Raw genomic sequence first — 23315 nt, 5'->3', positions numbered from 1 at the left:
GGCTGGCGATCCCGGCGGGCGATGAAATACGGTTGCTTGCCGGAACCGGTGGCCTGCCATTCGTAGAAGCCATCGGCGGGAATCAGGCAACGGCGCTGGCGGAAGGCCGCTCGAAAGGATGGCTTCTCGGCCACCGTCTCGGCGCGGGCATTGCTGGTGCGGTAGCCGCTCTTGCGATCCTTCGCCCAACGTGGGATGAGGCCCCAATGGAGCGTCGTGAAGGTTCGCGTACCGGCGGAGTCCGCGCGCACGGCCAGAAGCCGGCTCCCCGGTGCGATGTTGTAACGCGGCGGCGGCCACACCCCGTCGAGAGAGGGGCCAAACTGGGCTTCCAAGTCCGTACTGCCGCAATATTGGGCAAAGCGACCGCACATGCTGTCTCCACACACCTCGCTGAACGGGATGGACGAATCAGGCCAGACCCGCGCAATTTAGCACGCCCGGACCGTCGGCAACGCCCCCCAGCGCGTCGTCGAGATCGGCGAGACGCGCCCCGCGCGCCGCGGCCAGCCAGTACCGACCAACTCGCCGGCGAAGCACAGCGTCTCGCGCCCGAAACGGCGGTTGATGGCGTCCAGGGCCGCCATCCGGCGCGTCGCGCGTGCCTCCGCATCCGGGGCCGCGAACAGATCCGCCGATCAGCGCGGCGCTGTCCTGGGTCGGGGCGACGAAAGGGCGCGTGACGGCATTGGTATAGAAGGGCCGCGCGGTGTCGAAGGGATCGGTTTGGATGAAGACGGTCAGCGCCGGCGCGGCCAGGCCCTGGGCGCGCAGCTTCTCGCCCGCACGGCTGGCAAAACGGGTCAGCGCCGCGCGCAGTTCGGGCCAAGCGGTCACCGCCGCGCCGAAGGTGCGCGAGACCCGGATCTGTTGGCGCGGCGGCGCCATGACCTCCAGCGGCAGACAGGCGCGCACGCGCAGTTCCCAGCCGAGGCGTTCCAGCACCACCCCGAACTGCTGGCGCAGCCAGCGCGGCTCGGCCTCGCGCATGGCCAGCGCGTCGGCGATGCCGAGTTGCCGCAGCCGCGCGCCCCAGCGCGTTCCGATGCCCCAGACATCCTCGATGGGCACGGCCGCCAGCGTCGCAGCCGGGTCCGGTAGATGCGCCCAGTCCAGGACCGGATCATCGGGACTCTGGCCTTTCTTCGCCAGGCGATTGGCGAGCTTGGCCAGCGTCTTGGTCGGGGCGATCCCCACTGAGACCGGGATCCCGGTCCACTGGCGAACCGTGCGGGCCATCGCCTGCCCCAAGGCGACCGGCTCCGCCACGCCGGAGAGGTCGAGAAAGCATTCGTCGATCGAATAGACCTCGATGCGGGGCGCGAAACCGGCCAACACCTGCATCACCCGCCGCGAGAGATCGCCATAGAGGGCATAGTTCGAGGAAAACACCACGAGCTGGCGGCGCAGTTGCGGATCCAGCTTGAAGAAAGGCGCCCCCATCGCGACCCCCAGCGCCTTGGCCTCGTGGCTGCGCGCGACCACGCACCCGTCATTGTTCGAGAGCACGACCAGCGGGCGGCCCTCCAGCTGCGGCTGAAACAGACGTATGAAAAAATCCTTTCCGTTCAGAGAAGCAAAAACGATTCTGCATAACACAAGTTTAATGACAGAAATCGTTTTTGCTTCTCTAAATAGCATGGATTTTGGATTTTTTATCCCTCTTTTCGGTCGGTGATTTCGCCTGCTAAAATGCGAAATTTATCTTTTTATTCAATAATTTAACGTCTTTATCACCTGCACGAAAACGCCTTGCAGAAGGCGGTGAATCGAGTCGCCCGCGAGGCGGGGATCACGAAGCGAACCGGCACTCATGCTCTGCGCCACAGCTTCGCGACCCATCTGCTGCAAGCCGGTTACGACATCCGCACGGTCCAGGAGTTATTGGGCCATGCGGATGTCTCGACCACCATGATCTATACGCATGTGCTGAATCGCGGCGGCAAGGGGGTGAAAAGCCCGTTGGATGCGCTCGTCTGAATCAGAACGTGCTCGGGATGCCGCCGAGGGCGGTCAAGCCCTGAGTGTCCAGGTGACGTTCGAGGGCGACGTTCCTTACCCTGTTGTCGTCTCCCGCTCAAACCTTGAGCCTGGAATCCGCCTCACTCACCGCAAGTCATGCACCAGCACCCGTGCGCCCGTCGGGTCCAGATCCTGGGCCTGTTCGACCACCCGTTGGTGGTGCGTAAAGAGGATGACCTGGGTTCGGGCGGAAAAATCCATCAGGGCGCCAAGCGTGGCTTGGGCGCGCGCGTCGTCGAACTGGATGAGGATATCGTCGACGATGAATGGAAGCGGATCGGCATCGTTCAGATGATGATCGAGATTGGCGAGTCGCAGGGCCAGATAGAACTGATCGCGGGTGCCGGTGCTCATGCCTTCGACCCGCAGCCATCCGCCCGTTGCGCGCTGACCGACCAGAACGGGTTGATCGGGCTCGTCGAAGTCGGTCTCGACGGCGGTGAAGGCGTGACAGGTGAGTTGGGCGAAGTAGCCGCTGGCGCGGGTCAGGATCGGGTCGCGGTGCTGACGGCGGAAACGCTCGATTTCATCGCGCAGGATGCGCGATGCCAGTTTGACCCGGACGTATTGCTCCGCCTGGGCGCGCAGGCTCGAAAGTGTCTGCTGCGCCTCCTCGGCCAGGGCCGCGGCCCGATCGTCACCGGCCATGGCGGTGAATTGACGCTCGGCATCCAGCTTGGCTTCGAGCAGGCTGGCTTGTCGCGGACGCAGTTCGTTTTCGATCCGTGCCTCGATGGCTTTTAGATCGGCGAGCACGGCGTCGCGGTCGATGCGGCCGGCCTCTTCCCGCAAGGCGTCGATCCCGAGACCGTCTCCCGCGGTCATCAGTCCGGATTCGACCTCGGCGAGTTGCCGCCGCAGTTGACGTTGCGACTGGGCGCGCTGCTCGACGGCCACCAGTTGCTCGGGGGTCTCGCAGACGGCCTCGCGGCAAAGTTCGGCGAGGAGCGCGGTGGCAACCTGGATGTCGGCCTCGGCCCGTCGGATCTCTTCCTCGGCTCCCCGCAACTGCCGCTGTAGCTCGTCGAGTCGGCTCCGGTCTTCGCGTTGCCTGACAAGCCGCTCGTTCAATTGGTTGACGCCTTCCTCGATCGGTCGCTCCAGGAGGTCGGGCGCGAGTCTCGCCAGCAGCGCGCCGGCGCGCCGCTGGAATTCAGCCGCGTCGGCGTCGATCCCCTCGATCCGGGCGCGGAATTCCTCGGCATCCTGGATCTGTTTCAGGCTGTCATCGAGGGTCTTGAGATAATCGGAGGCATCTCCGGGGCTCGCATCGCTGGGCAAGCCGAGTTCGTCCATCAGCGCCGCCCACGCCGTCGACCAGGTCGCCTGCTCGTCTTCCCTGGCCTTGACCTCCAGTTCGAGGCGCATCTGGCTTTCCTGAAGCTCCGCGATCGTCTTTTCCAGCAGGGCGCGCTGGCGCTGGGTCTCCATGAGTGCGTCCAGATGCGTCTCGGCCTGGTTGAGCCGCAGGCTCAGCCCCGGATCCGGCACCGCCACGGTGACGGCCAACCCGAGCCGGGTCAGGGCGGCGGTCAGGCTTTCGGCGTGCATCTCCCGAGCCTTCCGAGCATCGGTCAGATCCGCCCGGAGTTGATCGCCCTGCCCCGCGCGCTCGCGCAAACGCGACGCCTTGGCGAGCCAGTGCAGCATCTCGCGGGGCGGTAGCGGTTCGAGTCCGCTCGGCGACCAGGCCGCCCGCCAGGATTCCTGGAGGACCGTCCGGGTCTCGTTCAGCGACACCAGCACCCGTTCCGTCTCGGCGAGCCCCTGCTCACAGGTCTCCAGCCGCGCCTGGGCCGTGGCTCGTTCATGGACCCGCTTGGTCTCGCGGCGGAGCCGGTCGGCGACCTCGTCGGCCGTCGACACCGCAGTTTCAAAGGTATCCGCCTGCGTCGCCCCGGCTCCCTGGCTCTTGAGTTCGGCGCTCATCTCCGCGCCTTCCAGCCACTGTCGTCTGATGAATCGCCAGTCCTGGTCGCGACGGGCGCGCGCCTGGTCAAGATCGCCCTCCGACGGCACGGCGCCGGCGAGTTGGAAGACGCGCAGCGATTCCTCGATCCGCTGACGCTCGGCCTGTGCCTCCGTGCGGGTCTTCTCCAGGGTCCGTCTGGCCTCGTCCAGGCCCTGGAATTCCGCGACGAAGCGTTCGCTGGTCTCCACGCTTGGCAGAGGCGCGCGGCGCAGCGCGGCCAGGTCGGTCTTCCAGAGACCCAGCGCGGCCAGATCACGCCCGCATTCCTCGTCGTGACGCTGAATCCGGGCCAAGGTTTCCGCCATTGAGCGATCCAGATCGCCCGCGCGCCGCGCCTCCTCGATGGCGCGGCGTAACCCTTCCAGCGACGGACTGGCTGACCGCTCCGCGAGCGCCGCGCATTTTCCGGCCAGCGTGCGCGCGATCTCGGCCAATTTGGTGCGCGCCTGCTCGACGGCGACGGCACGGGCCTCCCGGCTCCCCCCAAGTTCGGTCACCCGGCGCCGGCGATTGAGCAAGTGAGTCAGTCCAGGCGCCTCGGACAGGGTCAGACCGGGGCGAATCTGGGCCAGCAGCGCGGCGGCTCGCCCCTCTCCCGTGCCGCGCTTGATCACGAGCGCCGGTCGGTCCTGGGCGGCCTTGCGGTGGCTGCCCAGGCGCGCGCGCAGATCGTCGATGACCGCGGCCTCGGCCAGCAGATCCTCGGAGACGGCGAGCGTCGCGGCCTTGCCCTGGAGATCGTCGCAACGCGCCCGAGCGCCTGACTGGCTCGCGACCGCGAGCGCGCGCTTGGCGATCGCGTCCTCGCGTCGCCGCGCGAAATCCTCGGACAGGTTCGGCGTCTCCCCAAGCGAGGCGAGCTGTTCGAGCAGCCGGTCGCGCCTGGCCAGATCCGGCAGGGTGCGACGGATGCGTTCCAGACGATTGCGCAGTCGGGTCGCCTGGGCCAGTTCGTCGTCCAGCTCGAACAGGCGATGGCGGGCTTGATCGACGGCTTTACGCGTCTCGTCCCAGTCGCGGGCCGAGAGCTGGGCCGCGCGCTGCTCGCGCTCGATCACAGTCAGCCGAGTCAATCCGGCGTTGATCGACGGTTTGGATCCGCGCGGCACGAACAGGTCGCCGGCCTCCTGATCGAGCCGTTTGAGAATCGCATGGAGATCGACGCTCCCCAATCCGCTCCCGAACAGCGCCTCGGCCTCCCTGCCCCGCTCGGCTAACAGCGCCTGACCGCCGGAGACCAGACTCTCGTGATCGATTCCGCACAGACGCTCGAACAGTCGCTCATCGACACCACCGAGCAGGCGCGCCAGGCTGTCATCGGCGATCGGCTTGTCCTCGCCGTTCAGGAGGGAGTTCTTGCGCTTTTTACGGCGGAAACAGAGGAGTTCATTGCCATCCGGTCCCCGAAAACGTCCACCGACGAGCAAGTTCTGTCTGGGGTGCAGGAAATCGTCCTGGGTGCGCTCCGGGATCCCGAAGAGCAGCGCCTTGAGCGCGCGGAGCGCCGAGCTTTTCCCGGCCTCGTTGGGTCCGAAGATCAGGTGCAAGCCATGCTGGCCGCCGCTCAGATCCAGATGGCGATCGGTGAATGGCCCGAAGGCGCGCAGATGCAGATCCAGGATCTTCACTCGGTCTCCCCGTGATCGCCATCCTGGCCCAGGAGACGATCGAGCAGCAGCGATTTGATGTCCTCCAGGCAGGCCTGGAGGGCCGGTGTCTGAGTCGGATCGAAGGCGTCCTCCCCGGCCCGCAGCTCCGCCGGCAGCTTGGCGCCCAGCTCGGCAACGTCTTCCAGCAGGGACGCGAGGCGCTCGGGTTGCAGTTCCAGATCCCGGATCGCCCGCAACAGGCCGCCGAAGGCGTCGTTGCGTGCCAGGGAGGGCAACTCGGACAGGGTGCCCTGGGTGTCGATCAGCACCTTTTCCACCCAGAGATCGCCGGTTCCGACGCTGTCCGCCAGCGCGCGGCAGGCGTTGACCACCTGTTCGCGCTTGGCGTGGAGCCGGGCATGGATGGCGCAGGGACCGATGAGCCGGAGACGCGCCGCCAGCAGGCGGTTCCCGGCGTGACTGGCGGCGGCGCGCAAGACGGGCTCGACCCGGTCATAAACCTCGTCCAGGGTCGCGGCATCGGTCACATCCACCGGACAGGCCGCCCAGCGCACCACATCCATCGACAGGTGATCGATGCCGCCGACCCGTCCATCCTCGACGCGCACCAACGAGCAGCCCTTGGGTCCGGTCTCGCGGGCGTGGCGCCCCTGGAGATTTCCCGGAAAGACCACCCAGGGATCCTCCGCGACGATCTCGCGCTGGTGGACATGCCCGAGCGCCCAGTATTGATAGCCACGCGACAGCAGCCCGTCAAGGCCGCAGGGGGCATAGGGCTCGTGACCGGGGCGACCGTCCAGCGAGGTATGCAGCAAACCGATGTTGAACAGATCCGGATCCGCCAGGGGATAGGCGCGCGTCAGATCCTCGGTGACCGAGCGGGTCGCAAAACCCTGGCCATGCACGGCCACTCCGAGCGATTCCAGAATCAGGGTCTCGGGCTCGCGTGTCGAGAAGATCTTCACGTTCTCCGGCGGGCGCAGCATGCGGGTGATCTGACTCGCCGCGTCATGATTGCCGGCGATCACCAGCACCTGAATCCCCGCCTCACGCAGCCGGGCCATCTGGCGCGAGAAAAAGAGACCGGTGTTGTAATCCTTCCAATCGCCATCGTAGAGATCGCCTGCGAGCAACACGAAATCGACTGCCTCGTTGAGCGCCAGGTCCGCCAGATTCTCGAAGGCCCGCCGGGTCGCCCCGCGCAAGTCTTCCACGGGAGCGCCTTCATAGCGTTCGAGTCCCCGTAACGGGCTGTCGAGATGAACGTCCGCCGCATGAATGAATTTCAACGATTCCTCCCCGCGAGGGTCTGATTGAATGTCGAACGCGGTGCATGATAGTGCCATCGAGCCATTCGCGCGCTATCCTAGACACCATTGAGAAATCACAATGCCATTTGGGTGCCCGCGAAACCGGGGAATCACAGCGATGACGAATGACCAGACACCAAGACATCCCTTCACCCCGAGCTTGTTCAAGGTTGCACTTGGCTCCATGCTCATCCTGACGCTGACGGCCTGCGACGGGCTCGCCCGTTTTGTCGCCAAGCCGGAACAAAAGCCAGCCGAGTCCGCGGTGGCCGAACAACCGTCTCCACCGCCGGCCGCCGAACAGAAACCCGTCGAGAAAACCAAGCTGAAGCCCAGTCCTCTGTACGAGTGGAATGGCGACGGACGCCAGGTCTCGCGGATCGTGGTCGACACCGACAAGCAAAAGGCCCGTTTCTATGCCGGCGATGAAGAGATTGGCTGGAGCATGGTCGCCACCGGGGTGTCGAAATACCCGACGCCAACCGGGCAATTTTCGGTGATCGAGAAGGTCGAGAACAAACGCTCCAATCTCTATGGCAAGGTCGTGGGGAAAGGCGGCAAGGTGATTAAATCGAGCGTCAAGGTCGGGCGTGATTCGATCCCCGCGGGCTCCCGCTTCGAGGGCTCCAGCATGCCCTTCTTTATGCGCCTGACCCATGATGGCGTCGGTCTGCACGCGGGTCCGATCCCGCGTCCTGGCCAGCCGGCTTCCCATGGCTGCATCCGCATGCCGAGCAAACTGGCGCCGGTGCTGTTCAATCATGTCGCCCCTGGCACCCAGGTGGCCATCGTGGGACGCGGCCCGGACTACGGAAATTACCTGGAGAGACAGCGCGCGATCGCGGCCAAACAAGCGGCCGAACAGCGTCGGATCGCCGCGAGAAAAGCCGCCGAGGCGGCGCGGGCGCCTCAGGTCGCCGTCAACGCACCGCCGGCGCCCGCAACGGCTACGCCCCCATCGACCGCCAGTCCGGGCGAGGCGATCGAGGCGCGGGCCGAGGCGAGAGAGGTGTCGGACACCGCCCCGCCGACCGAGGCGCCGTCCTCCAGCGAAACCCGATTGCGGACCGCTCCGGTTCCATCCGCGGTTGCGGGGCAGGATCGGTCGGCACCCGAACTGTCGCCAACGCTGGCTACCTCCTCCACGGAAGTCCCAGCGGCGCCCACGGGGACCGTCGTCACGCCGCCGATCGTTCCGATCCCATCGCCGGCCACTCCCGCGCCGACCGCTCCCGCGTCTCCTCTACCGCCCAGCGCCCCATCCGTCACGCCGACGACGCCGGTCAACCCCGCGCCCTCGACACCGGCCAGCCCCGCGCCGGTGGCGCCAACCGCGCCGCCGCCCGTGGCACAGCCAGAGCCGACAGCACCGGCACCCAGCGCGCCCGTGCAACCAGCCCCAAAGACCGAACCGGCCGTGCCGCCGCCCGCGGCAAGTGCGCCACCCGCCAATCCAGCGCCGGCCCAACCCACGCCGGCCGCCAGCACGCCGGAGACCCAGGCGCGGTGAAGTCGGAATTTCAGCTCGAACCCGATCTCTGCCACCTGAATCATGCCGCGGTCGGACCCTGGCCCAGACGGGCGGCGGAGGCGGTCGCACGGTTCGCCGAGGAGAACCTCCATCAGGGGTCGCTCGACTATCCGCGCTGGCTCGTCACCGAGCAGCGACTGCGCGCGCGTCTGGCCCGGCTGATCGCGGCGGGCTCCCCCGACGATATCGCGCTGGCCAAGAATACCTCGGAGGCGCTGTCGGTCATCGCGCATGGGCTGCCGTGGCAAGACGGCGATAACCTGGTCGGCATCGCCCAGGAATTTCCGTCCAACCGCATCGTCTGGGAGTCCTTGGCCGAGCGGGGCGTGACCTGGCGCGCCCTGGATCTGGACCGCTCCAGCGATCCCGAGGCCGAACTCATGGCGCTCTGCGACCGGCGCACGCGGATGATCGCCGTGAGTTGGGTGCAATATGCCCGTGGGCTGCGGCTCGACCTGGAGCGGATCGGGGCCTTCTGTCGCGATCGGGACATTCTGTTCTGCGTCGACGCCATCCAGGGTCTCGGCGCCTTGCCGTTCGATCTCCAGTCCAGTCAGGCGGATTTCGTGGTGGCCGACGGTCACAAATGGATGCTGGGACCTGAAGGTGTCGCCCTGCTCTATGTTCGACCCGAGCGGCGCGAATCGCTGACGCTGCGTCAGTTTGGCTGGCGCATGGTCGAGCATCCCGGCGACTTCGAGCGTCCTGACTGGACGCCCGCCGCCGATGCCCGGCGCTTCGAGTGCGGCAGCCCAAACCTGTTGGGCATCCATGCCCTGGAGGCCAGTCTGTCGTTGCTGGAGGAGGTCGGTCTGGAACAGGTCTGGGGTCTGCTGCAGGCGCGCACGGAACATCTGATCGCGCTGATCGACCAACGCGGTTTCGAGTTGCTCACCCCGCGCGACCCCGACCGCCGTGCCGGAATCGTCACCTTCCGCGTGCCGGGCGTGCCCGCCGAGCGGCTGTATCGCGATCTCATGCAGCGCCGGGTGCTCTGTGCCCAGCGGGGCGGCGGCATCCGTTTTTCGCCGCACTTTCATACCCCGCTTGACGTCATCGAAAGGGCTATGACCATCGTCGACGCTCTGCTCGACGTTTAGCCGGTCTGATTCCGCTCTTCCTCAAGATCCTGAAGCAGAGCCAGCGGATCCATAGCGATGCAGGAACCGTCCGGCGCCGGGAACACGGCAACCAGACGGCCATCCCGGGCCATGCCGGTCAGCCAGCGTTCCATGAAGACCGCGAGCGCCAGCGGCTCCGCCTCGCAATCCGACCAGTCGTCATTGGCCAGGGCCTCGGCAAACTCAGGCGCGGGCCAAAAGGGGAAGCAGTCCCTGCCCTCGTCATCGCTGAAGGTGACAAAGCCGCCAACGCCCTTGAGTGTCCAGACCTTGTCCTGCAGGGTCGCCTCGGTCAGAAAAAAAGTATAGCGATCAGGAGCCGGCTGGCTGAACACGTTGGATAATTCAGATGCGGACAATGGAGCGTTCATCGAACGGGTTACCCTTTATTGCAGGTTGCGGACGCCGCGGTCACGGCGCTCGGTTCCGCACTCTATCAGCCGTGCGGCACGCGAGAAAGGCTAACGCCGCTTGTCTATCCGAACCCCGGAGCCCCACAATACCGCCATCCGATCGAGAGCGAGTGAGGGTTAAGCCGTGAAATGGTATGGAATACTGCTTGGTGCCATCCTAGGTATTTTGGTTGGAACGATCATCGGTTATCTGCTCGTTCCAGGCATGCTCAATTGACACATGCTGGAGCAGTCACAATGAGGCCCGAAGGATACCGCGTCCAGACCGGAACCTGGGACAATGCGGGCGCCACCGTCGTTGAGGGTGGCGTCAATTTCTGTGTCTTCTCGCGCTACACCGAGACCATGGAGCTCTTGCTGTTCGAGCGCGCCGACAGCACCGAGCCAGCGATGATCGTTCGTCTCGATCCCAAGACCAACCGCACCTTCTTCTTCTGGCACATCCTGGTGGAGGATCTGCCGGACGGTATCTATTACAACTGGCGCGCGGACGGGCGCTGCGAGACCCGCGAGACCGGCTGTCGCATCGACGGGGAAAAAGCGCTGCTGGATCCCTGGGCGACGACCATTAGCAACCTGCTGTGGAATCGGGAGGCGGCCTGTCGTCCAGGCAACAACCTGGCCACCGCGATGCGCGCGCAGGTGGTGCGGGACGATTACGATTGGGAGGGCGACCGGACGCTCTATATTCCGCTCAACAATGCCATTGTCTACGAGATGCATGTCGGCGGTTTCACCAGCCATCCCTCGTCCGGCGTGACGCATCCGGGAACCTTCTCGGGGGTGATCGAAAAGATCCCTTACCTGCGGGATCTCGGCATCACGCATGTGGAACTGATGCCGGTCATGGCCTTCGATCATCAGGACGTGCCGCCCGCGACTGCCCGTCTCGGGCTGGAGAATTACTGGGGTTACAGCACCCACAGCTTCTTCGCGCCGCATCCCTCCTTTACCGTCACGCCCAGCCGCGCCCGTGACGAATTCAGGGACATGGTCAAGGCGTTCCACCGGGCCGGGATCGGCGTGATCCTGGACGTGGTCTTCAATCACACCGCCGAGGGTGGCGCGGACGGGCCGACCATCAGCTTCAAGGCGCTCGGCAACGAGATGTTCTACCATCTGGATTTCGAGGACCGGCGTCGCTATCGGGATTACACGGGCTGCGGCAACACGGTGAACTGCAATCACCCGATGGTCACGCGCTTTCTGGTCGACGCACTGCTCTACTGGGTGCGACAGATGCATGTGGATGGATTCCGCTTCGATCTCGCCAGCGCGCTGGCCCGCGGCGAGGACGGCAATCCTCAGTATCATGCCCCGGTGCTCTGGGCGACCGAGCTTTCTCCAAACCTGAGTCGTGCACATATCATCGCCGAGGCCTGGGACGCCGCAGGTCTCTATCAGGTCGGCGACTTCCCCGGCTATCGCTGGGCCGAGTGGAACGGCCGCTATCGCGATGTGATCCGCGGCTTCGTCCGGGGCGACCCCGGACTGATCCCCGAGGTTGCAACCCGCATGGCCGGCTCCAGCGATATGTATGCGGTGCGCGGACGCCTTCCGCTGAACTCGATCAACTTCGTCACCTGTCACGATGGCTTTACCCTCGGCGATCTGGTGAGCTATAACGAAAAGCACAACGCCGCCAACGGCGAGGACAATCGCGACGGCAGCGACCACAACCTCAGTTGGAACTGCGGTTGCGAGGGACCGACCGATGACCCCGCGATCCTGACCCTGCGCCGGCGCCAGGCACGCAATTTCATCAGTCTCCTGATGCTGAGTCAGGGCGTCCCCATGCTGCTCTCCGGCGACGAAGTGATGCGCAGCAAGCTGGGCAACAACAACAGCTACTGCCAGAACAACGAACTCTCCTGGTCGGATTGGGGACTAGTGGAAACCAACCGCGACATGCTGAATTTCGTGCGCGCCATGATCGCCCTGCGCCGACGCCATCCGACCCTGACCCGTAACCGCTTCCTGACCGGCAAACCGGCCAACGGGCAGACCCTGCCAGACATTGCCTGGCATGGTGTCGGACTCGCAACACCGAACTGGGACGACCCCGACAACCGCGCGCTGGCCTTCACCCTGGCGGGGCTCGACGCGGACGAACCGCCGCTGCACATCATGATGAACATGGGACTGAAGACGTTGGAATTCGCGCTGCCAGCCGTGGCGGGATTACGCTGGTGTCTGGCCGTCGACACCACGTCCGAACCGAGCGTCGTCGCACTGGACGCTCAGCGCCCGCTGCCGGCAGGCCGCCTCAAAGTCGGTTCGCGCTCCGTTGTCGTGCTCGAAGCACGGGATCGTGCTTAGGTGATTTTCTGAAAACAATCGACCCACGGAGAGGCTGTGAATGGACAGGATTCACACGATTTCGCAGGATGAACAGGATAGAGTCGATTGTTTTTAATCCTGTTAATCTTAAAAAATCCTGTGAATCCTGTCCATTGGAAGCGTCGATTCTGGTAGACACGTTCCCGGAAATCGCCTTAAACCGTATCGCAGGCAGGCGGAAGTCTGCTTGCCTCGGGTTCATCCACACGTCAGGAGCAACAGGGGTTATGCAAATCGGAATGATCGGCCTTGGCCGGATGGGCTCGAACATGGCGTTGCGGTTGTTACGCGCCGGCCACCAGTGCGTCGTCTACGCTCGCAATCCCGCCTCCCTGGCGGGATTGGCCGAGGAAGGCGCCATCGGCACCTCGGATCTGGCGGAGTTCTGCGCCAAATTGGCGAGACCGCGCCATCTCTGGATCATGGTTCCCGCCGGCGCCGTGGATTCCGTCATCGAGGGACTGCTGCCCCATCTGTCGCCCGGCGACACCCTGATCGATGGCGGCAACTCCCATTATCGCGAGGATCTGGTCCGCGCCGAGCGGCTCGCGCGGGCGGACATCCACTACGTCGACTGCGGCACCAGCGGCGGCGTCTGGGGGCTGGAGCGCGGCTACTGTCTGATGATCGGCGGCGAAACGCCGGTCGTGGAGCGGCTCGATCCCATCTTCGCGTCCCTGGCGCCCGGCGCCGGCGGCATCGAACGCACCGCGGGCCGCTCCGGACCGGTCAGCCGCTCGGAGATGGGGTATCTCCACTGCGGACCCAACGGGGCCGGACACTTCGTCAAGATGGTCCACAATGGCATCGAATACGCCCTCATGGGCGCCTATGCGGAAGGTCTCAATCTGCTCAAGCATGCCGGGGCCGGCCGACAGGATCGCGCGACCGACGCCGAGACCGCTCCACTGAGCCATCCGGAACACTACCAATACGACCTCGATCTCGCCGAGGTCGCCGAGGTCTGGCGCCGCGGCAGCGTGGTTGCCTCCTGGCTGCTCGACCTGACCGCCAACGCCCTGGCGGAGGATCCCGAACTGACAGGCTTCGGCGGGCGCGTTTCGGACTCCGGCGAGGGTCGCTGGACCTGTCTGGCGGCGATCGAAACCGGCACCCCCGCCCCCTTGCTCACCACTGCGCTCTATGAACGCTTCAGCTCCCGTGGCGAGGGCGATTTCGCCAATCAGATTCTATCCGCGATGCGCTATCAGTTCGGCGGGCATCACGAGAAGCCGGCGGATTGATACAGCCCAATGTGGCGCGGCGGAAAAGAGAGGCTCGGAGCGCGACCATGAATCCCATCGAAACCCTTCGGCTCGACTGTCCCTGGTGCGCCGCGCCGATCGACATCGACGTCGACCTCAGCGCAGGCAACCAAAGCTATGTGGAAGATTGTCAGGTCTGTTGCGCGCCCATCGTCGTGACTGTCCGCCTCGATGAGCATCCCGACGCGGAACTCCTGGTCACGCTCGCGCGGGAGTGCGATTGAATGCACACCACTCAACCACCGCTGGTGCTAGCCTCGACCTCTCCTTATCGACGCGCGCTGCTCGCGCGGCTGGGCCTGACCTTTCGCACCGCCTCCCCGAATGTGGATGAGCGACGACGACCCGACGAACCGCCTCAGGTGCTGGTGCTGCGACTGGCAGAGGCCAAAGCGCGCGCGGTCGCCTCGGCGTATCCGGAGGCGTTCATCATCGGCTCGGATCAGGTCGCCTGTCTCGACGACGCCGTCCTGGGCAAGCCGCTCGGCCGCGACGCGGCGATCGCGCAACTGGAGCGCGCCTCGGGACGGAGCGTGCTTTTTCAAACCGGTCTCTGTCTGCTCGATGCCCGCAGCGGTCAGGCGCAAACGCTGGTCGAACCCTTCCGGGTCCATTTCCGCCCTCTCGGGCGGCAGCGGATCGAGGGCTATCTGGACCGCGAACAGCCCTACGACTGCGCGGGCAGTTTCAAATCGGAGGGGCTTGGGATCGCCCTGTTCGAGCGACTGGAAGGCGAAGATCCCAACGCGCTGATCGGACTGCCGATAATCCGCCTGATCCCCTTGCTGGAAGCCGCCGGAATCTTCCCGCTGGGCGCATGATTTGACGCGGCCGATTGGACATTCACATTGCCAAACGTGGCATTGTGAACGATACTTCATGCTGTTTATGAGGGGCCCGATAGCGGGTCTTGTCACCTCAAGAGGAGCCGCGAACATGCGTCCCGATTCCATTGATACCCGCTATGCCTGGGTATTCCCCCTCTCGCTTCTGGTTCTGATCATTCTAAACGGCTGCGCCGGATCTGGCGGCGGCGAACGTGACAGTAGCGGGCGGGACACCGTTCAAATTCAGCGCGATCCGAGCGGCTCGTCCACCTTCCCGGTCCCACCCGAGATTCAGGATAACGTGGATTTCTGGCGCCATGTCTACGGCATCTGGGGTCGCGGCGAGGTCGCGATCCACGATGACGAACACCTGGGCGTGATCTACGAGGTCAGCAGGATCCCCGGACCGATCCAGGCCGGCTACAGCGCCTCCCAAAAAGCCTGGCTGGATTCGCGCACCGGCTATCACGCCAGTCGGCTCAAGATGCTGGAGGAGCGGGTGCGGACCGGCCAGACGTTGACTCCAAGCGATAAGGAATTGCTCGCCAAGTACGAGAAGGACGGCGGCGTCGCCGCGCTCTACGGGGCATCGGATCGGCTGCGTGCCCAGCGCGGTCTGCGCGAGCGTTTCAAGCGCAGCGTCGAGATCAGCGGCCGTTATGAACCCGCTTTCCGCCAGATCATGCAAAGTCATGGCCTCCCCGAGGATCTGGCCTATATCCCGCATGTGGAATCGTCCTATCAGACCAATGCCAAATCCAGCGCGGGCGCTTGCGGCGTGTGGCAGTTCATGCCCGCGACCGGACGCAGTTTCATGACGGTCAACGATCGCGTCGACGAGCGCTACGACCCCATCCTGGCCGCTGACGGCGCCGCGCGTTATCTGTCGCAGGCGCATCGCAGACTGGGTAGCTGGCCACTCGCCATCACCTCGTACAATCACGGCCAGGGCGGCATGGCGAAGGCTAAGTCGCAACACGGTAACGATATCGGTCGCATTGTCGAACACTATGACGGCAAGGCGTTCGGTTTTGCCTCGCGAAACTACTATGCCGAGTTCATCGCCGCCCGCGAGGTCGCCCGCAACGCCAAACGTTACTTCCCCGAAGGCGTGAACTATGAAGCGCCTTGGGAATATGACCGTCTGGTTCTGAATGACAGTATGCCAGCCGAGCATGTGGCGCGGCACTATGGGGCGTCCGCCAGCCGCCTTGCCGATCTGAACCTGCACTGGCGTGGCGCGGTCCGCGATGGAAGAGCGAACCTGCCAGCCGGCAGCACCGTCTGGCTACCGCAAGGCTCGATGAAACGTGTGGCCAGTCAACCGCCGCCGGTCTCTGCGCCGGTCATGCTGGCGCTTGAACCCAAGGCAGCACCGAGGCAGAAACAATACCAACCCGCCGTTGCGATGGCCAAAACAACTCCATCCCAAGCCAAACCGACGCCTACGACACGAATGGCGTCAAAGGAGAAGAAGCCGGCACCAGAGCCACGAATCGCGGCCATCAAGGCAAATCCGAAACCAGAGGCACGGACAGCCAACAAGGTCCGCTATCATGTCGTGAAACCACAGGAAACGCTCTATCGGGTGGCGCTGCTGAACGGTCTGTCGGTCGCCGAACTGCGTCGTCTCAACAAAATGAGCTCGAACGACAACAATATTCGAGCAGGACAAAAGCTGAAAGTTGGCATTTAAACCACACACACGACCCTCGTTGGAAACGTGCCTCCCAGCTAGGCATCGATTGCAAATCCGTCAGTAAAAAAGGGCGCCAGGCGCCCTTTTATCGCGACGGTTCTAATGTCGATCAGGATGTTCAAGCATCAAGATTATCGAGCGCCTTCTGGAAACGGTTGGCATGGGAACGCTCGGCCTTGGCGAGTGTTTCGAACCAATCAGCAACTTCGTCGAAACCTTCTTCACGTGCCGTTTTGGCCATGCCAGGATACATATCGGTATATTCGTGGGTCTCTCCAGCAATCGCCGCTTTCAGGTTTGCGCCAGTGGGACCGATCGGTAAGCCGGTCGCGGGATCGCCGACGGCTTCGAGATATTCCAGATGACCATGAGCATGTCCGGTTTCACCCTCGGCCGTGGACCGAAAGACCGCAGCCACATCGTTATATCCTTCAACATCCGCCTTCGCGGCAAAATAGAGATAACGCCGATTCGCCTGCGACTCACCCGCAAACGCTTCTTTGAGGCTGTGCTCGGTCTTGCTGCCTTTGAGTTCCATGTTGATTTCCTCGTGATGGACGACAGTTTTGGGGCTGGACGATGATTACAATATGGATCAGCGTCGGGTTTAAAAAATTGTTTGTTCCAATGGCGCCGATAGCCTTACTTTATTAAACGCGTCGAGAAACAGAATTTTCCTATCGCGTCGCGCCCTGACGAGTTGATCTGGAAGCAAACATGCCGGAAACCAAGCCATCGCAGATGTCGCCTACTCAGGAAGCAGGCGTACTCCAGGCGTTCCCTATCGCCAAGGCTCGTCCCGCGCCCTCGCGATTGGTGCAGCTGAGCGATCCTCATCTGTTCGCGGAACCCACGGGACATCTTCTTGGAATCACCACTCGATCAAGTTTCCAGGCCGTGATTGACTTGGCCCTGGCTGGACGGCAGGCGGCGCACGCTCTGATCCTGACCGGGGATCTCGTCCACGATGAATCACCCGCCGGTTACCGTTATCTGCGCCAGGCTCTCGAAAAAACCGGATTACCCTATTACTGCATTGCGGGAAACCATGATCGCCGGGATCTCATGAAAAAATATCTCGGCAGCGCGGCGGTGGAACCCCTTGGTATCCGGCGACTCAATTCCTGGAACCTCATCTTTCTGGATTCATTGGATCCCGGTCGCAACAGCGGGCGTCTGGACCGCACACATCTGGATCGTCTCGTCGAGCTGCTGTCGGACGACAAGGCGCCGACGCTGCTTTTTCTCCATCATCACCCGAAGCCCATTCAGAGCGCCTGGATGGATACCATGGGCGCTGAAAACGGTGCTGACTTACTCGGCATCTGCGAGCGCAATTCACAGGTCAAAGCGGTAGTTTTCGGTCACATTCATCAGGCGTTTTCCAGTTCTCAGGGGGATTGCCGGATTCTCGGAACCCCATCCACCTGCATACAGTTTCTGCCGGGGAGCGTGGATTTCGCACTCGACGCTCATCCACCCGGTTATCGGGAGCTGACGATCTATCCGGATGGTCGCCTTGCGACCCGCGTCGAACGTCTCGTTGAATTAGTCGAGTTACCCATCCCGCATGCCGAGGGGTATTGAACTTCGCTCAAACATGGCATGTCTCTTTTACGCCACAACGCTACCGCACACTGGAACCAAATAGCGTCATCGCCAGGTCGGTTTAATCGATCGCAAACCCAGCGTGCGGATAATAGTCGAATGGCTCGCAAGCGACACCGGTCACCTTGGCCGTTGCGGGACCGGTACGCAGCCAGTCACGCAGTTGCGCAACCACCGTCGTATCTCCACAGAGAAACACTTCCACTCGCCCATCCGCAAGATTTTTGGCATATCCAGTCACACCAAGGCGCATCGCCTGTTCGCGGGTCGCGGCCCGAAAGAACACCCCCTGCACCTGACCGCCAATGAGACAACGGTAGCAAACTCTGTGCTCCGGCTGATAATCGTCCATCCTCTTCTCCTGTGGGTCGCGGCTCGCGAACTCTCAGATTAAAGCGAATTCCGAATCTGCGCGCAATCGACCGTATCTTATTGCTCGGGAGCGGCTTGTCGTTCGCGCTTATATTGCTGGAAGGTGGTGTCCTTATAGCGATCCTCAACCACATAATTACCGAGCCACATGAATTCACTTGAGTGAGGGGTTGCGCCAATGAATTTGGTCATTAAATTCCCTTCGACATCGAAAAAGGCGAATACTGGCGTTGCCCTGACCCGATAAGACTTGAGCGCAAAATCCTTTTGAGTCATTACCGTGCCGGAAAAATCGGTGATTTCAACATCCCCTTCGATATCGACAGAGAAGATTTTGAAATGCTTCTTGAAATATTCGCGCACCTCGGGCTGATTAAGAACCGTGGTCTTCATACGCTGGCAAAAGGGGCACTCGTCCATTTCAAACATCAGCAGAACGCCTTTTTTACCCTCGGTTTTGGCTGTTTCGATTTCCTCGGAGAAGTCACCGAAGGTCGGGTCGAAAAAAGATTGCTCGGGATCAGGATCAGTGGTTGCCGCCGTCGCGATACCGCTGGTCAAAAGCAAGAGAAGACACAGATGCCGCCAGAACAGGGAAGGATTCGATAATCGATGGCCAGAATCGGTTAATGTGATCATCATGGTTCCATCTCCAATAGACTCAAAAGGTGATCGGACGGAAAATAGCGAAGGAAATTGTTAAACCTGTCGGTTGCGCGCATCTCAACCCTGGCCCGAGAGTATAGACATGCATCTTGTTCTGAATGGAGCGACCGCCTTATGAGTTACATACTGGTTCTGTACTACAGCCGGCACGGCGCCACGGCGGAAATGGCGAGGCAGATTGCCCGCGGCGTCGAGTCCGGCGGCATGGAAGCGCGCCTGCGCACCCTTCCCGCGGTTTCGACAGTCTGCGAGGCAACCGAGGACAGCATCCCCGCCGCTGGAGCTCCCTACGCGGAGCATGAGGATCTGCGTCACTGCGCCGGACTCGCGCTTGGCAGTCCAACCCGCTTTGGGAATATGGCGGCACCAGTTAAATATTTCCTGGATGGAACCAGCAGTCTCTGGTTGGCTGGCACCCTCGCCGGCAAGCCCGCCAGCGTTTTCACTTCCACCTCCAGTCCGCATGGGGGACAGGAGAGCACACTACTCAGTATGATGCTGCCTCTTCTGCATCATGGCATGTTGTTATTGGGACTGCCCTACAGCGAAACGGATCTTTTACATACCCGCAGTGGCGGGACACCCTATGGACCGTCGCATCTGGCCGGCCCCGAGAACACTCTCCCCGTCACCGACGAGGAACGGCGACTCTGTCATGCGCTGGGGAAACGATTAGCGGAAACCGCAGCCATGTTAACCCCGCGTGCCACATGAAACCATAAACAGATGAACTGGAATCATTAGGCATCTCCACCCGGGTCGCATTGCCGTGAGCGCTTCCCCTCAGCAACTCCACCTCCCGCTCGAATGGCCCAGGGAGCCGATTCTGAGCGAATATCTACCGGGTCCCAATGCAGAAGCAGTTGCCCTCGTTTCGGCAATGGCGGCCGGCACTGGCGAGCCCTTCTTGTTTCTGTTCGGCAACGCCGGTACTGGCAAGACCCACCTGTTGCAAGCGGCCTGCATTGCGGCGACCGAGCAGGGTCGACAGACGCATTTTGTTCCACTGGGAGCCCCGGGCCTGGAACCGCTTCTCTTCGAGGATCTGGAACGGCTAGATCTGGTGGCGATCGACGACATCCAGACCATCGCTGGCGATGCGGTTTGGGAACGCGCCCTTTTCGATCTGTTCAACCGAATGCGAGAAAAAGGCCGCCGCCTGCTCACCGCGGCCAAATCGGCTCCGGACGCACTCCCATTGGGACTTCCCGATCTGCGTTCGCGTCTCCAATGGGGGCCGCGTTATTGCCTGACGCCTCTCGCCGATGCGGACTGCGAACAACTGCTGATCAAATCGGCCCATCGCCGCGGCATGGATCTGAACGGCGAACAGGTGCGTTACATCATGAATTACCACACCCGCGATCCAGCATCGCTCCTGAGGCTGGTCGCACAAATCGATAGCCTGAGTCTTTGCGAACAACGCCAACCGACGATTCCGCTCATCCGACGCGCAATGAGGGGAGAGCGCCAAACCGATCTGGCTCCGTCGCCGTCCGTTTCAGGCACGGCCGATGCAGGAGACGAGTAATATTCATGCCATCATGACGCGGCTTAATCTTCCTTCAAGCCACTGCGTATCGCCTTACGGCCCCAGATCCAGACATACTGCAAACCGCTGACCACCACCGTGAGAAAACTGGCCCAGATCAATGTCAGCAACAAAGCCGCCGGCAAGGGATAGGGGCCCGCATCCATGATAATCGCCACCAACAACAGAATTTGTAACAGCGTATTGAGCTTACTGACTGGAAGCGGCGCGGCCTCGACCTCCTCCACCCGATAATTGTAAAGGACAGCGCCCCCGACGATGACCAAATCCCGGAACACCACCGCCAGAACCAACCAGATTGGAATCAAGCCCAGGGCGCCCAGAACCAGAAAGCAGCAGACCAGCAGCGTCTTGTCCGCAAGTGGATCAAGGATGCCTCCAAGCCGGCTCTGCCACCCATAGTGTTTGGCCAGAAAGCCATCAAGACCGTCCGAGGCGCCGGCGGCGGCGAACAAGACCAATGCCCAACCGAATTCATCCACGAGCAGCAGGTAAACCACGGGGATCACGGCGATCAGCCGCAGTACGCTAATGATGTTGGGCAGATCTTTGAGCTTCACGAACAGAACCCTGACGCTGTGCAGTGTGACTGGTTGACAAGATCCTAGCCCGGCATCCGCCAACTGTCCAAGCATCTCGGTATACAATCGTCCCATCAACCCATCCCTGGAGCAACCATGTCGCAGAACTTTCGCCACACTTCACTCAGCTATCGTGACGCTGGCGTCGATATCGACGCCGGCGCCCGTCTTGTGGAACGCATCAAGCCGCTCGCCGCCGCAACCGCTCGCTCGGGAGTCATCGCCGGGCTCGGCGGCTTTGGCGCACTTTTCGAGCTGCCTCTAGCGGCGTATCGCCAACCTATCCTCGTCTCGGGTACCGATGGCGTCGGCACCAAGCTCAAGTTGGCGATCGAGCTTGGGCGGCACGACAGCATCGGCATCGATCTGGTGGCCATGTGCGCGAACGACATCCTGGTCAGCGGCGCCGAACCGCTGTTTTTTCTCGACTATTACGCCACCGGTCGGCTTGACGTGGAGGTCGCCGCATCGGTCATCGCCGGCATTGCCCGGGGCTGCGAACTGGCAGGCTGCGCGCTGACCGGCGGCGAAACCGCTGAAATGCCTGGTCTCTACAATGACGGCGACTATGACCTTGCGGGATTCTGCGTCGGTATCGCCGAGAAAGCGGATCTGATTTTACCCGAGCGGGTCGCTCCGCGCGATGTCCTGCTCGGGATCCGCTCATCGGGCCCCCACTCGAACGGTTACTCGCTGATCCGCAAGGTGATCGAGGTCAGTGGAGCGGATTCTACCCGGACGCTCGCACAACGGCTTTCCCAGGATCTCGACGGGGCTTCTCTGGGTGACCGGTTGCTGGCGCCGACGCGGATTTATGTTCGCTCGGTGCTGCCTTTGACGCGCGAACTGCCGGTCCATGCGCTCGCCCACATCACCGGTGGCGGACTGACCGAAAACCTGCCGCGGGTATTGCCCCCCGGTACCCGCGCGCGCGTGGATCTGGATACCTGGCAACAGTCACCCATTTTTGACTGGATTCAACACGAGGGCGGCATCGCCAAGGCTGAAATGCTCCGTACCTTCAACTGTGGAGTCGGGATGATCGTCTGCGTCGCACCGGATGACGTTCAAACGGCGCTTGAACGGCTCCGCGCCGCGGGCGAAGAGGTATGGGTACTGGGCCATATCGAGAGCAGCGAAGGCGAACCCGAGATCGTCTACAGTGGCGGGAGCGGAAATGCCTGAAGATAAGCGGCTCCAGATCGTCACGCTCATCTCTGGCGGCGGCAGTAATCTTCAAGCCCTGATCGACGCCCAGCGACAGGGTCTGCCGATCCGCATCGCGGCTGTCATCAGCAATCGGGCGGACGCCCTGGGACTCGAACGCGCGCGACGCCATGGGATTCCAGCGGAGATTCTGAGCCACGGAGACTACCCCGATCGCAATGCCTATGACGCGGATCTCAAGTGCCTGATTGATCGCTATGATCCTGGACTCGTCATCCTGGCGGGTTTTATGCGGATTTTAACCCCCGAATTCGTCACCCACTATCACGGGAGGATGCTCAACATCCACCCATCGCTGCTGCCGAAGTTCCGTGGACTGCATACTCACCAGAGGGCACTGGACACAGGCGAGACAAGACATGGCGCGAGCGTCCATTTCGTCACCGCCGAACTTGACGGAGGGCCTGTCGTCCTTCAGGCGGAGGTGCCTGTGCTGCCCCAGGATGACAACGCGAGGCTCGCGGCGCGCGTTCTAGAACAGGAGCACCGCATTTATCCTACCGTCGTGGGCTGGTTCGCGGAAGGGCGCCTGAGACTCGGCGAGGACGGACGCCCCTGGTTGGATGGCGAGCCTATCGAGAAGCCATTCTTCATTAAATGACATTGATCGAAAAAGTTTGAGTCGTCGCCTGGTCCACGTCGTCGATCACCTCCAACTCCACGCTATATGATCCTTTTAGGCCAGCATAGGTGGAATTATTACTGTCGAAAGCGTAATTCGATAAATCGTGCGCGACGCCATCGATCATTTCGCTAAAAGCCTGAATATCCGACCCCTTTGGCCCGCTCACCTTCATCACGACTCGTTTGAGCTCCTTATCGTCCCGCGCAATTCCAGAAATAAATTTTTTTCCGCCCAATCTAACTTTTAATCCCAGGGCAGGAGTCGGGCAGAATGTCGGAGGTGCATTCTCGTCGACCAAATGCCGACGCACGGGCCTGTAGCCCAGTAATGACGACCAACTCCGCTCTTTATAACGAGCAGTTCGAGGCGTCTGTTCCATCGTGAGAATCCCGGACGCCGTTCTTTCCTTGAACAGGACAATATGAATGCCGCTCCGATTAAGCGCATCGCCAACCCGTAGATCGACGTTTTGGCCTTTTCCGATATCGCCAAGACAGGCTCTCTCGGATTTCAAGTGGTACATGACATGTTATAAATCATAATCTTACGCGAACCTCTCTCAAAAAACCGTATT

22 protein-coding genes and 2 pseudogenes are annotated in these 23315 nt (G+C 62.4%); 13 read left to right on the top strand and 11 right to left on the bottom strand.

The genetic code is table 11. From position 1 onward, the window contains the following. The 3 genes and pseudogenes from QZY07_RS20410 to QZY07_RS20400 all read right to left on the bottom strand — a co-directional run. Window positions 1-374: SOS response-associated peptidase (locus tag QZY07_RS20410; RefSeq protein ID WP_295406618.1), on the bottom strand; the 374-nt coding region annotated here is incomplete at its 3' end. Between the two features lie 57 nt (window positions 375-431). Next, window positions 432-587: a DUF4113 domain-containing protein gene (locus tag QZY07_RS20405; RefSeq protein WP_295406624.1), complete on the bottom strand. Its 156-nt coding sequence runs from the start codon at window positions 585-587 to the stop codon at window positions 432-434. A 109-nt stretch (window positions 588-696) separates the two neighbouring features. Beyond that, a pseudogene (locus QZY07_RS20400) lies at window positions 697-1641 on the bottom strand (Y-family DNA polymerase); the annotation flags it as partial. Window positions 1642-1725: 84 nt separating this feature from the next. On the opposite strand from QZY07_RS20400, the pseudogene QZY07_RS20395 reads away from it, so the two are divergent. Continuing rightward, window positions 1726-1980, top strand: a pseudogene (locus tag QZY07_RS20395) (tyrosine-type recombinase/integrase); the annotation flags it as partial. Window positions 1981-2106: 126 nt separating this feature from the next. On the opposite strand, the gene QZY07_RS20390 reads toward QZY07_RS20395, so the two are convergent. Together QZY07_RS20390 and QZY07_RS20385 are read right to left on the bottom strand one after the other, a co-directional pair. Continuing rightward, window positions 2107-5622 carry a YhaN family protein gene (locus QZY07_RS20390; protein WP_295406615.1) on the bottom strand — a complete coding sequence of 1172 codons (3516 nt, stop codon included), beginning with the start codon at window positions 5620-5622 and terminating at the stop codon, window positions 2107-2109. After that, window positions 5619-6893: a DNA repair exonuclease gene (locus QZY07_RS20385; RefSeq protein WP_295406612.1), complete on the bottom strand. Its 1275-nt coding sequence runs from the start codon at window positions 6891-6893 to the stop codon at window positions 5619-5621. Before QZY07_RS20385 ends, QZY07_RS20390 begins: the two co-directional genes overlap by 4 nt. Before the next feature lie 139 nt (window positions 6894-7032). Here QZY07_RS20385 and QZY07_RS20380 point away from each other — a divergent pair, with 139 nt between their 5' ends. Together QZY07_RS20380 and QZY07_RS20375 are read left to right on the top strand one after the other, a co-directional pair. Continuing rightward, on the top strand, window positions 7033-8424 hold the full coding sequence (locus tag QZY07_RS20380; RefSeq protein ID WP_295406609.1) for a L,D-transpeptidase: 1392 nt from the start codon (window positions 7033-7035) through the stop codon (window positions 8422-8424). Continuing rightward, window positions 8421-9545 carry an aminotransferase class V-fold PLP-dependent enzyme gene (locus QZY07_RS20375; protein WP_295406606.1) on the top strand — a complete coding sequence of 375 codons (1125 nt, stop codon included), beginning with the start codon at window positions 8421-8423 and terminating at the stop codon, window positions 9543-9545. The genes QZY07_RS20380 and QZY07_RS20375 overlap by 4 nt, the downstream gene beginning before the upstream one ends. Here QZY07_RS20375 and QZY07_RS20370 read toward each other — a convergent pair. Further along, entirely contained in the window at window positions 9542-9925 is a 384-nt protein-coding gene (locus QZY07_RS20370; protein WP_363184575.1) for a DUF2750 domain-containing protein, read from the bottom strand. The genes QZY07_RS20375 and QZY07_RS20370 overlap by 4 nt on opposite strands. A gap of 291 nt (window positions 9926-10216) precedes the next feature. On the opposite strand from QZY07_RS20370, the gene glgX reads away from it, so the two are divergent. From glgX to QZY07_RS20345, 5 genes are all read left to right on the top strand, one after another. Then, a complete protein-coding gene (gene glgX / locus QZY07_RS20365; RefSeq protein WP_295406600.1) occupies window positions 10217-12298 on the top strand; it encodes a glycogen debranching protein GlgX in 2082 nt (693 codons plus the stop codon). A 248-nt stretch (window positions 12299-12546) separates the two neighbouring features. Next, window positions 12547-13563 (top strand): phosphogluconate dehydrogenase (NAD(+)-dependent, decarboxylating), encoded by a 1017-nt coding sequence (gene gnd, locus QZY07_RS20360; protein ID WP_295406597.1) that lies wholly within the window; start codon window positions 12547-12549, stop codon window positions 13561-13563. 47 nt (window positions 13564-13610) lie between these two features. Next, window positions 13611-13808, top strand: coding sequence for a CPXCG motif-containing cysteine-rich protein (locus tag QZY07_RS20355; RefSeq protein ID WP_295406594.1), 198 nt, complete (start codon window positions 13611-13613; stop codon window positions 13806-13808). Beyond that, complete coding sequence (locus tag QZY07_RS20350) at window positions 13809-14405, top strand: Maf family protein (RefSeq protein ID WP_295406591.1); 597 nt, start codon at window positions 13809-13811, stop codon at window positions 14403-14405. A gap of 115 nt (window positions 14406-14520) precedes the next feature. Beyond that, complete coding sequence (locus QZY07_RS20345) at window positions 14521-16107, top strand: transglycosylase SLT domain-containing protein (protein WP_295406588.1); 1587 nt, start codon at window positions 14521-14523, stop codon at window positions 16105-16107. Between the two features lie 121 nt (window positions 16108-16228). On the opposite strand, the gene QZY07_RS20340 is transcribed toward QZY07_RS20345, so the two are convergent. Then, window positions 16229-16648, bottom strand: coding sequence for a rubrerythrin family protein (locus QZY07_RS20340; protein ID WP_295406584.1), 420 nt, complete (start codon window positions 16646-16648; stop codon window positions 16229-16231). A 179-nt stretch (window positions 16649-16827) separates the two neighbouring features. Here QZY07_RS20340 and QZY07_RS20335 point away from each other — a divergent pair, with 179 nt between their 5' ends. Further along, a complete protein-coding gene (locus tag QZY07_RS20335; RefSeq protein WP_295406581.1) occupies window positions 16828-17697 on the top strand; it encodes a metallophosphoesterase in 870 nt (289 codons plus the stop codon). Window positions 17698-17779: 82 nt separating this feature from the next. Here QZY07_RS20335 and QZY07_RS20330 read toward each other — a convergent pair whose 3' ends face one another. Further along, window positions 17780-18070, bottom strand: a complete 291-nt coding sequence (locus QZY07_RS20330; protein WP_295406578.1) for an acylphosphatase — start codon at window positions 18068-18070, stop codon at window positions 17780-17782. Between the two features lie 77 nt (window positions 18071-18147). Then, window positions 18148-18732, bottom strand: a complete 585-nt coding sequence (locus QZY07_RS20325; RefSeq protein ID WP_295406575.1) for a thioredoxin family protein — start codon at window positions 18730-18732, stop codon at window positions 18148-18150. A 138-nt stretch (window positions 18733-18870) separates the two neighbouring features. Here QZY07_RS20325 and wrbA point away from each other — a divergent pair, with 138 nt between their 5' ends. Beyond that, on the top strand, window positions 18871-19470 hold the full coding sequence (wrbA, locus tag QZY07_RS20320; protein ID WP_295406572.1) for an NAD(P)H:quinone oxidoreductase: 600 nt from the start codon (window positions 18871-18873) through the stop codon (window positions 19468-19470). Window positions 19471-19525: 55 nt separating this feature from the next. Beyond that, window positions 19526-20287, top strand: a complete 762-nt coding sequence (gene hda / locus QZY07_RS20315) for a DnaA regulatory inactivator Hda (protein WP_295406570.1) — start codon at window positions 19526-19528, stop codon at window positions 20285-20287. 23 nt (window positions 20288-20310) lie between these two features. On the opposite strand, the gene QZY07_RS20310 is transcribed toward hda, so the two are convergent. Then, window positions 20311-20868: a CDP-alcohol phosphatidyltransferase family protein gene (locus QZY07_RS20310; protein ID WP_295406621.1), complete on the bottom strand. Its 558-nt coding sequence runs from the start codon at window positions 20866-20868 to the stop codon at window positions 20311-20313. A 117-nt stretch (window positions 20869-20985) separates the two neighbouring features. Here QZY07_RS20310 and purM point away from each other — a divergent pair, with 117 nt between their 5' ends. Both purM and purN read left to right on the top strand, forming a co-directional pair. Next, the gene (purM, locus tag QZY07_RS20305) at window positions 20986-22074 is read left to right on the top strand and encodes a phosphoribosylformylglycinamidine cyclo-ligase (protein WP_295406567.1); all 1089 of its coding nucleotides are present in this window, start codon (window positions 20986-20988) and stop codon (window positions 22072-22074) included. Next, window positions 22067-22717 carry a phosphoribosylglycinamide formyltransferase gene (gene purN, locus QZY07_RS20300; protein ID WP_295406562.1) on the top strand — a complete coding sequence of 217 codons (651 nt, stop codon included), beginning with the start codon at window positions 22067-22069 and terminating at the stop codon, window positions 22715-22717. Before purM ends, purN begins: the two co-directional genes overlap by 8 nt. On the opposite strand, the gene QZY07_RS20295 is transcribed toward purN, so the two are convergent. Beyond that, the gene (locus tag QZY07_RS20295) at window positions 22710-23264 is read right to left on the bottom strand and encodes a hypothetical protein (RefSeq protein WP_295406559.1); all 555 of its coding nucleotides are present in this window, start codon (window positions 23262-23264) and stop codon (window positions 22710-22712) included. The two genes, purN and QZY07_RS20295, sit on opposite strands and share 8 nt — an antisense overlap. Window positions 23265-23315: the final 51 nt, after the last annotated feature.

Origin of the sequence: uncultured Thiocystis sp. (assembly GCF_903866365.1) — a bacterium.
In the GTDB taxonomy this organism is placed as follows: Bacteria; Pseudomonadota; Gammaproteobacteria; order Chromatiales; family Chromatiaceae; genus Chromatium.
The sequence above is the reverse complement of the archived record's forward strand: the minus strand, read 5'-3'. Positions and strand labels throughout refer to the sequence as shown.

Excerpts from the sequence above, each read along its gene's own strand:
- wrbA (WP_295406572.1), top strand. The coding sequence starts at position 18,871 with ATGAGTTACATACTGGTTCTGTACTACAGCCGGCACGGCGCCACGGCG.
- purN (WP_295406562.1), top strand. The coding sequence starts at position 22,067 with ATGCCTGAAGATAAGCGGCTCCAGATCGTCACGCTCATCTCTGGCGGC.
- QZY07_RS20330 (WP_295406578.1), bottom strand. The coding sequence starts at position 18,070 with ATGGACGATTATCAGCCGGAGCACAGAGTTTGCTACCGTTGTCTCATT.
- QZY07_RS20325 (WP_295406575.1), bottom strand. The coding sequence starts at position 18,732 with ATGATGATCACATTAACCGATTCTGGCCATCGATTATCGAATCCTTCC.
- gnd (WP_295406597.1), top strand. The coding sequence starts at position 12,547 with ATGCAAATCGGAATGATCGGCCTTGGCCGGATGGGCTCGAACATGGCG.
- QZY07_RS20345 (WP_295406588.1), top strand. The coding sequence starts at position 14,521 with ATGCGTCCCGATTCCATTGATACCCGCTATGCCTGGGTATTCCCCCTC.
- QZY07_RS20350 (WP_295406591.1), top strand. The coding sequence starts at position 13,809 with ATGCACACCACTCAACCACCGCTGGTGCTAGCCTCGACCTCTCCTTAT.
- QZY07_RS20295 (WP_295406559.1), bottom strand. The coding sequence starts at position 23,264 with ATGTACCACTTGAAATCCGAGAGAGCCTGTCTTGGCGATATCGGAAAA.
- QZY07_RS20405 (WP_295406624.1), bottom strand. The coding sequence starts at position 587 with ATGGCGGCCCTGGACGCCATCAACCGCCGTTTCGGGCGCGAGACGCTG.
- QZY07_RS20335 (WP_295406581.1), top strand. The coding sequence starts at position 16,828 with ATGCCGGAAACCAAGCCATCGCAGATGTCGCCTACTCAGGAAGCAGGC.
- glgX (WP_295406600.1), top strand. The coding sequence starts at position 10,217 with ATGAGGCCCGAAGGATACCGCGTCCAGACCGGAACCTGGGACAATGCG.
- purM (WP_295406567.1), top strand. The coding sequence starts at position 20,986 with ATGTCGCAGAACTTTCGCCACACTTCACTCAGCTATCGTGACGCTGGC.
- QZY07_RS20355 (WP_295406594.1), top strand. The coding sequence starts at position 13,611 with ATGAATCCCATCGAAACCCTTCGGCTCGACTGTCCCTGGTGCGCCGCG.
- QZY07_RS20380 (WP_295406609.1), top strand. The coding sequence starts at position 7,033 with ATGACGAATGACCAGACACCAAGACATCCCTTCACCCCGAGCTTGTTC.
- QZY07_RS20340 (WP_295406584.1), bottom strand. The coding sequence starts at position 16,648 with ATGGAACTCAAAGGCAGCAAGACCGAGCACAGCCTCAAAGAAGCGTTT.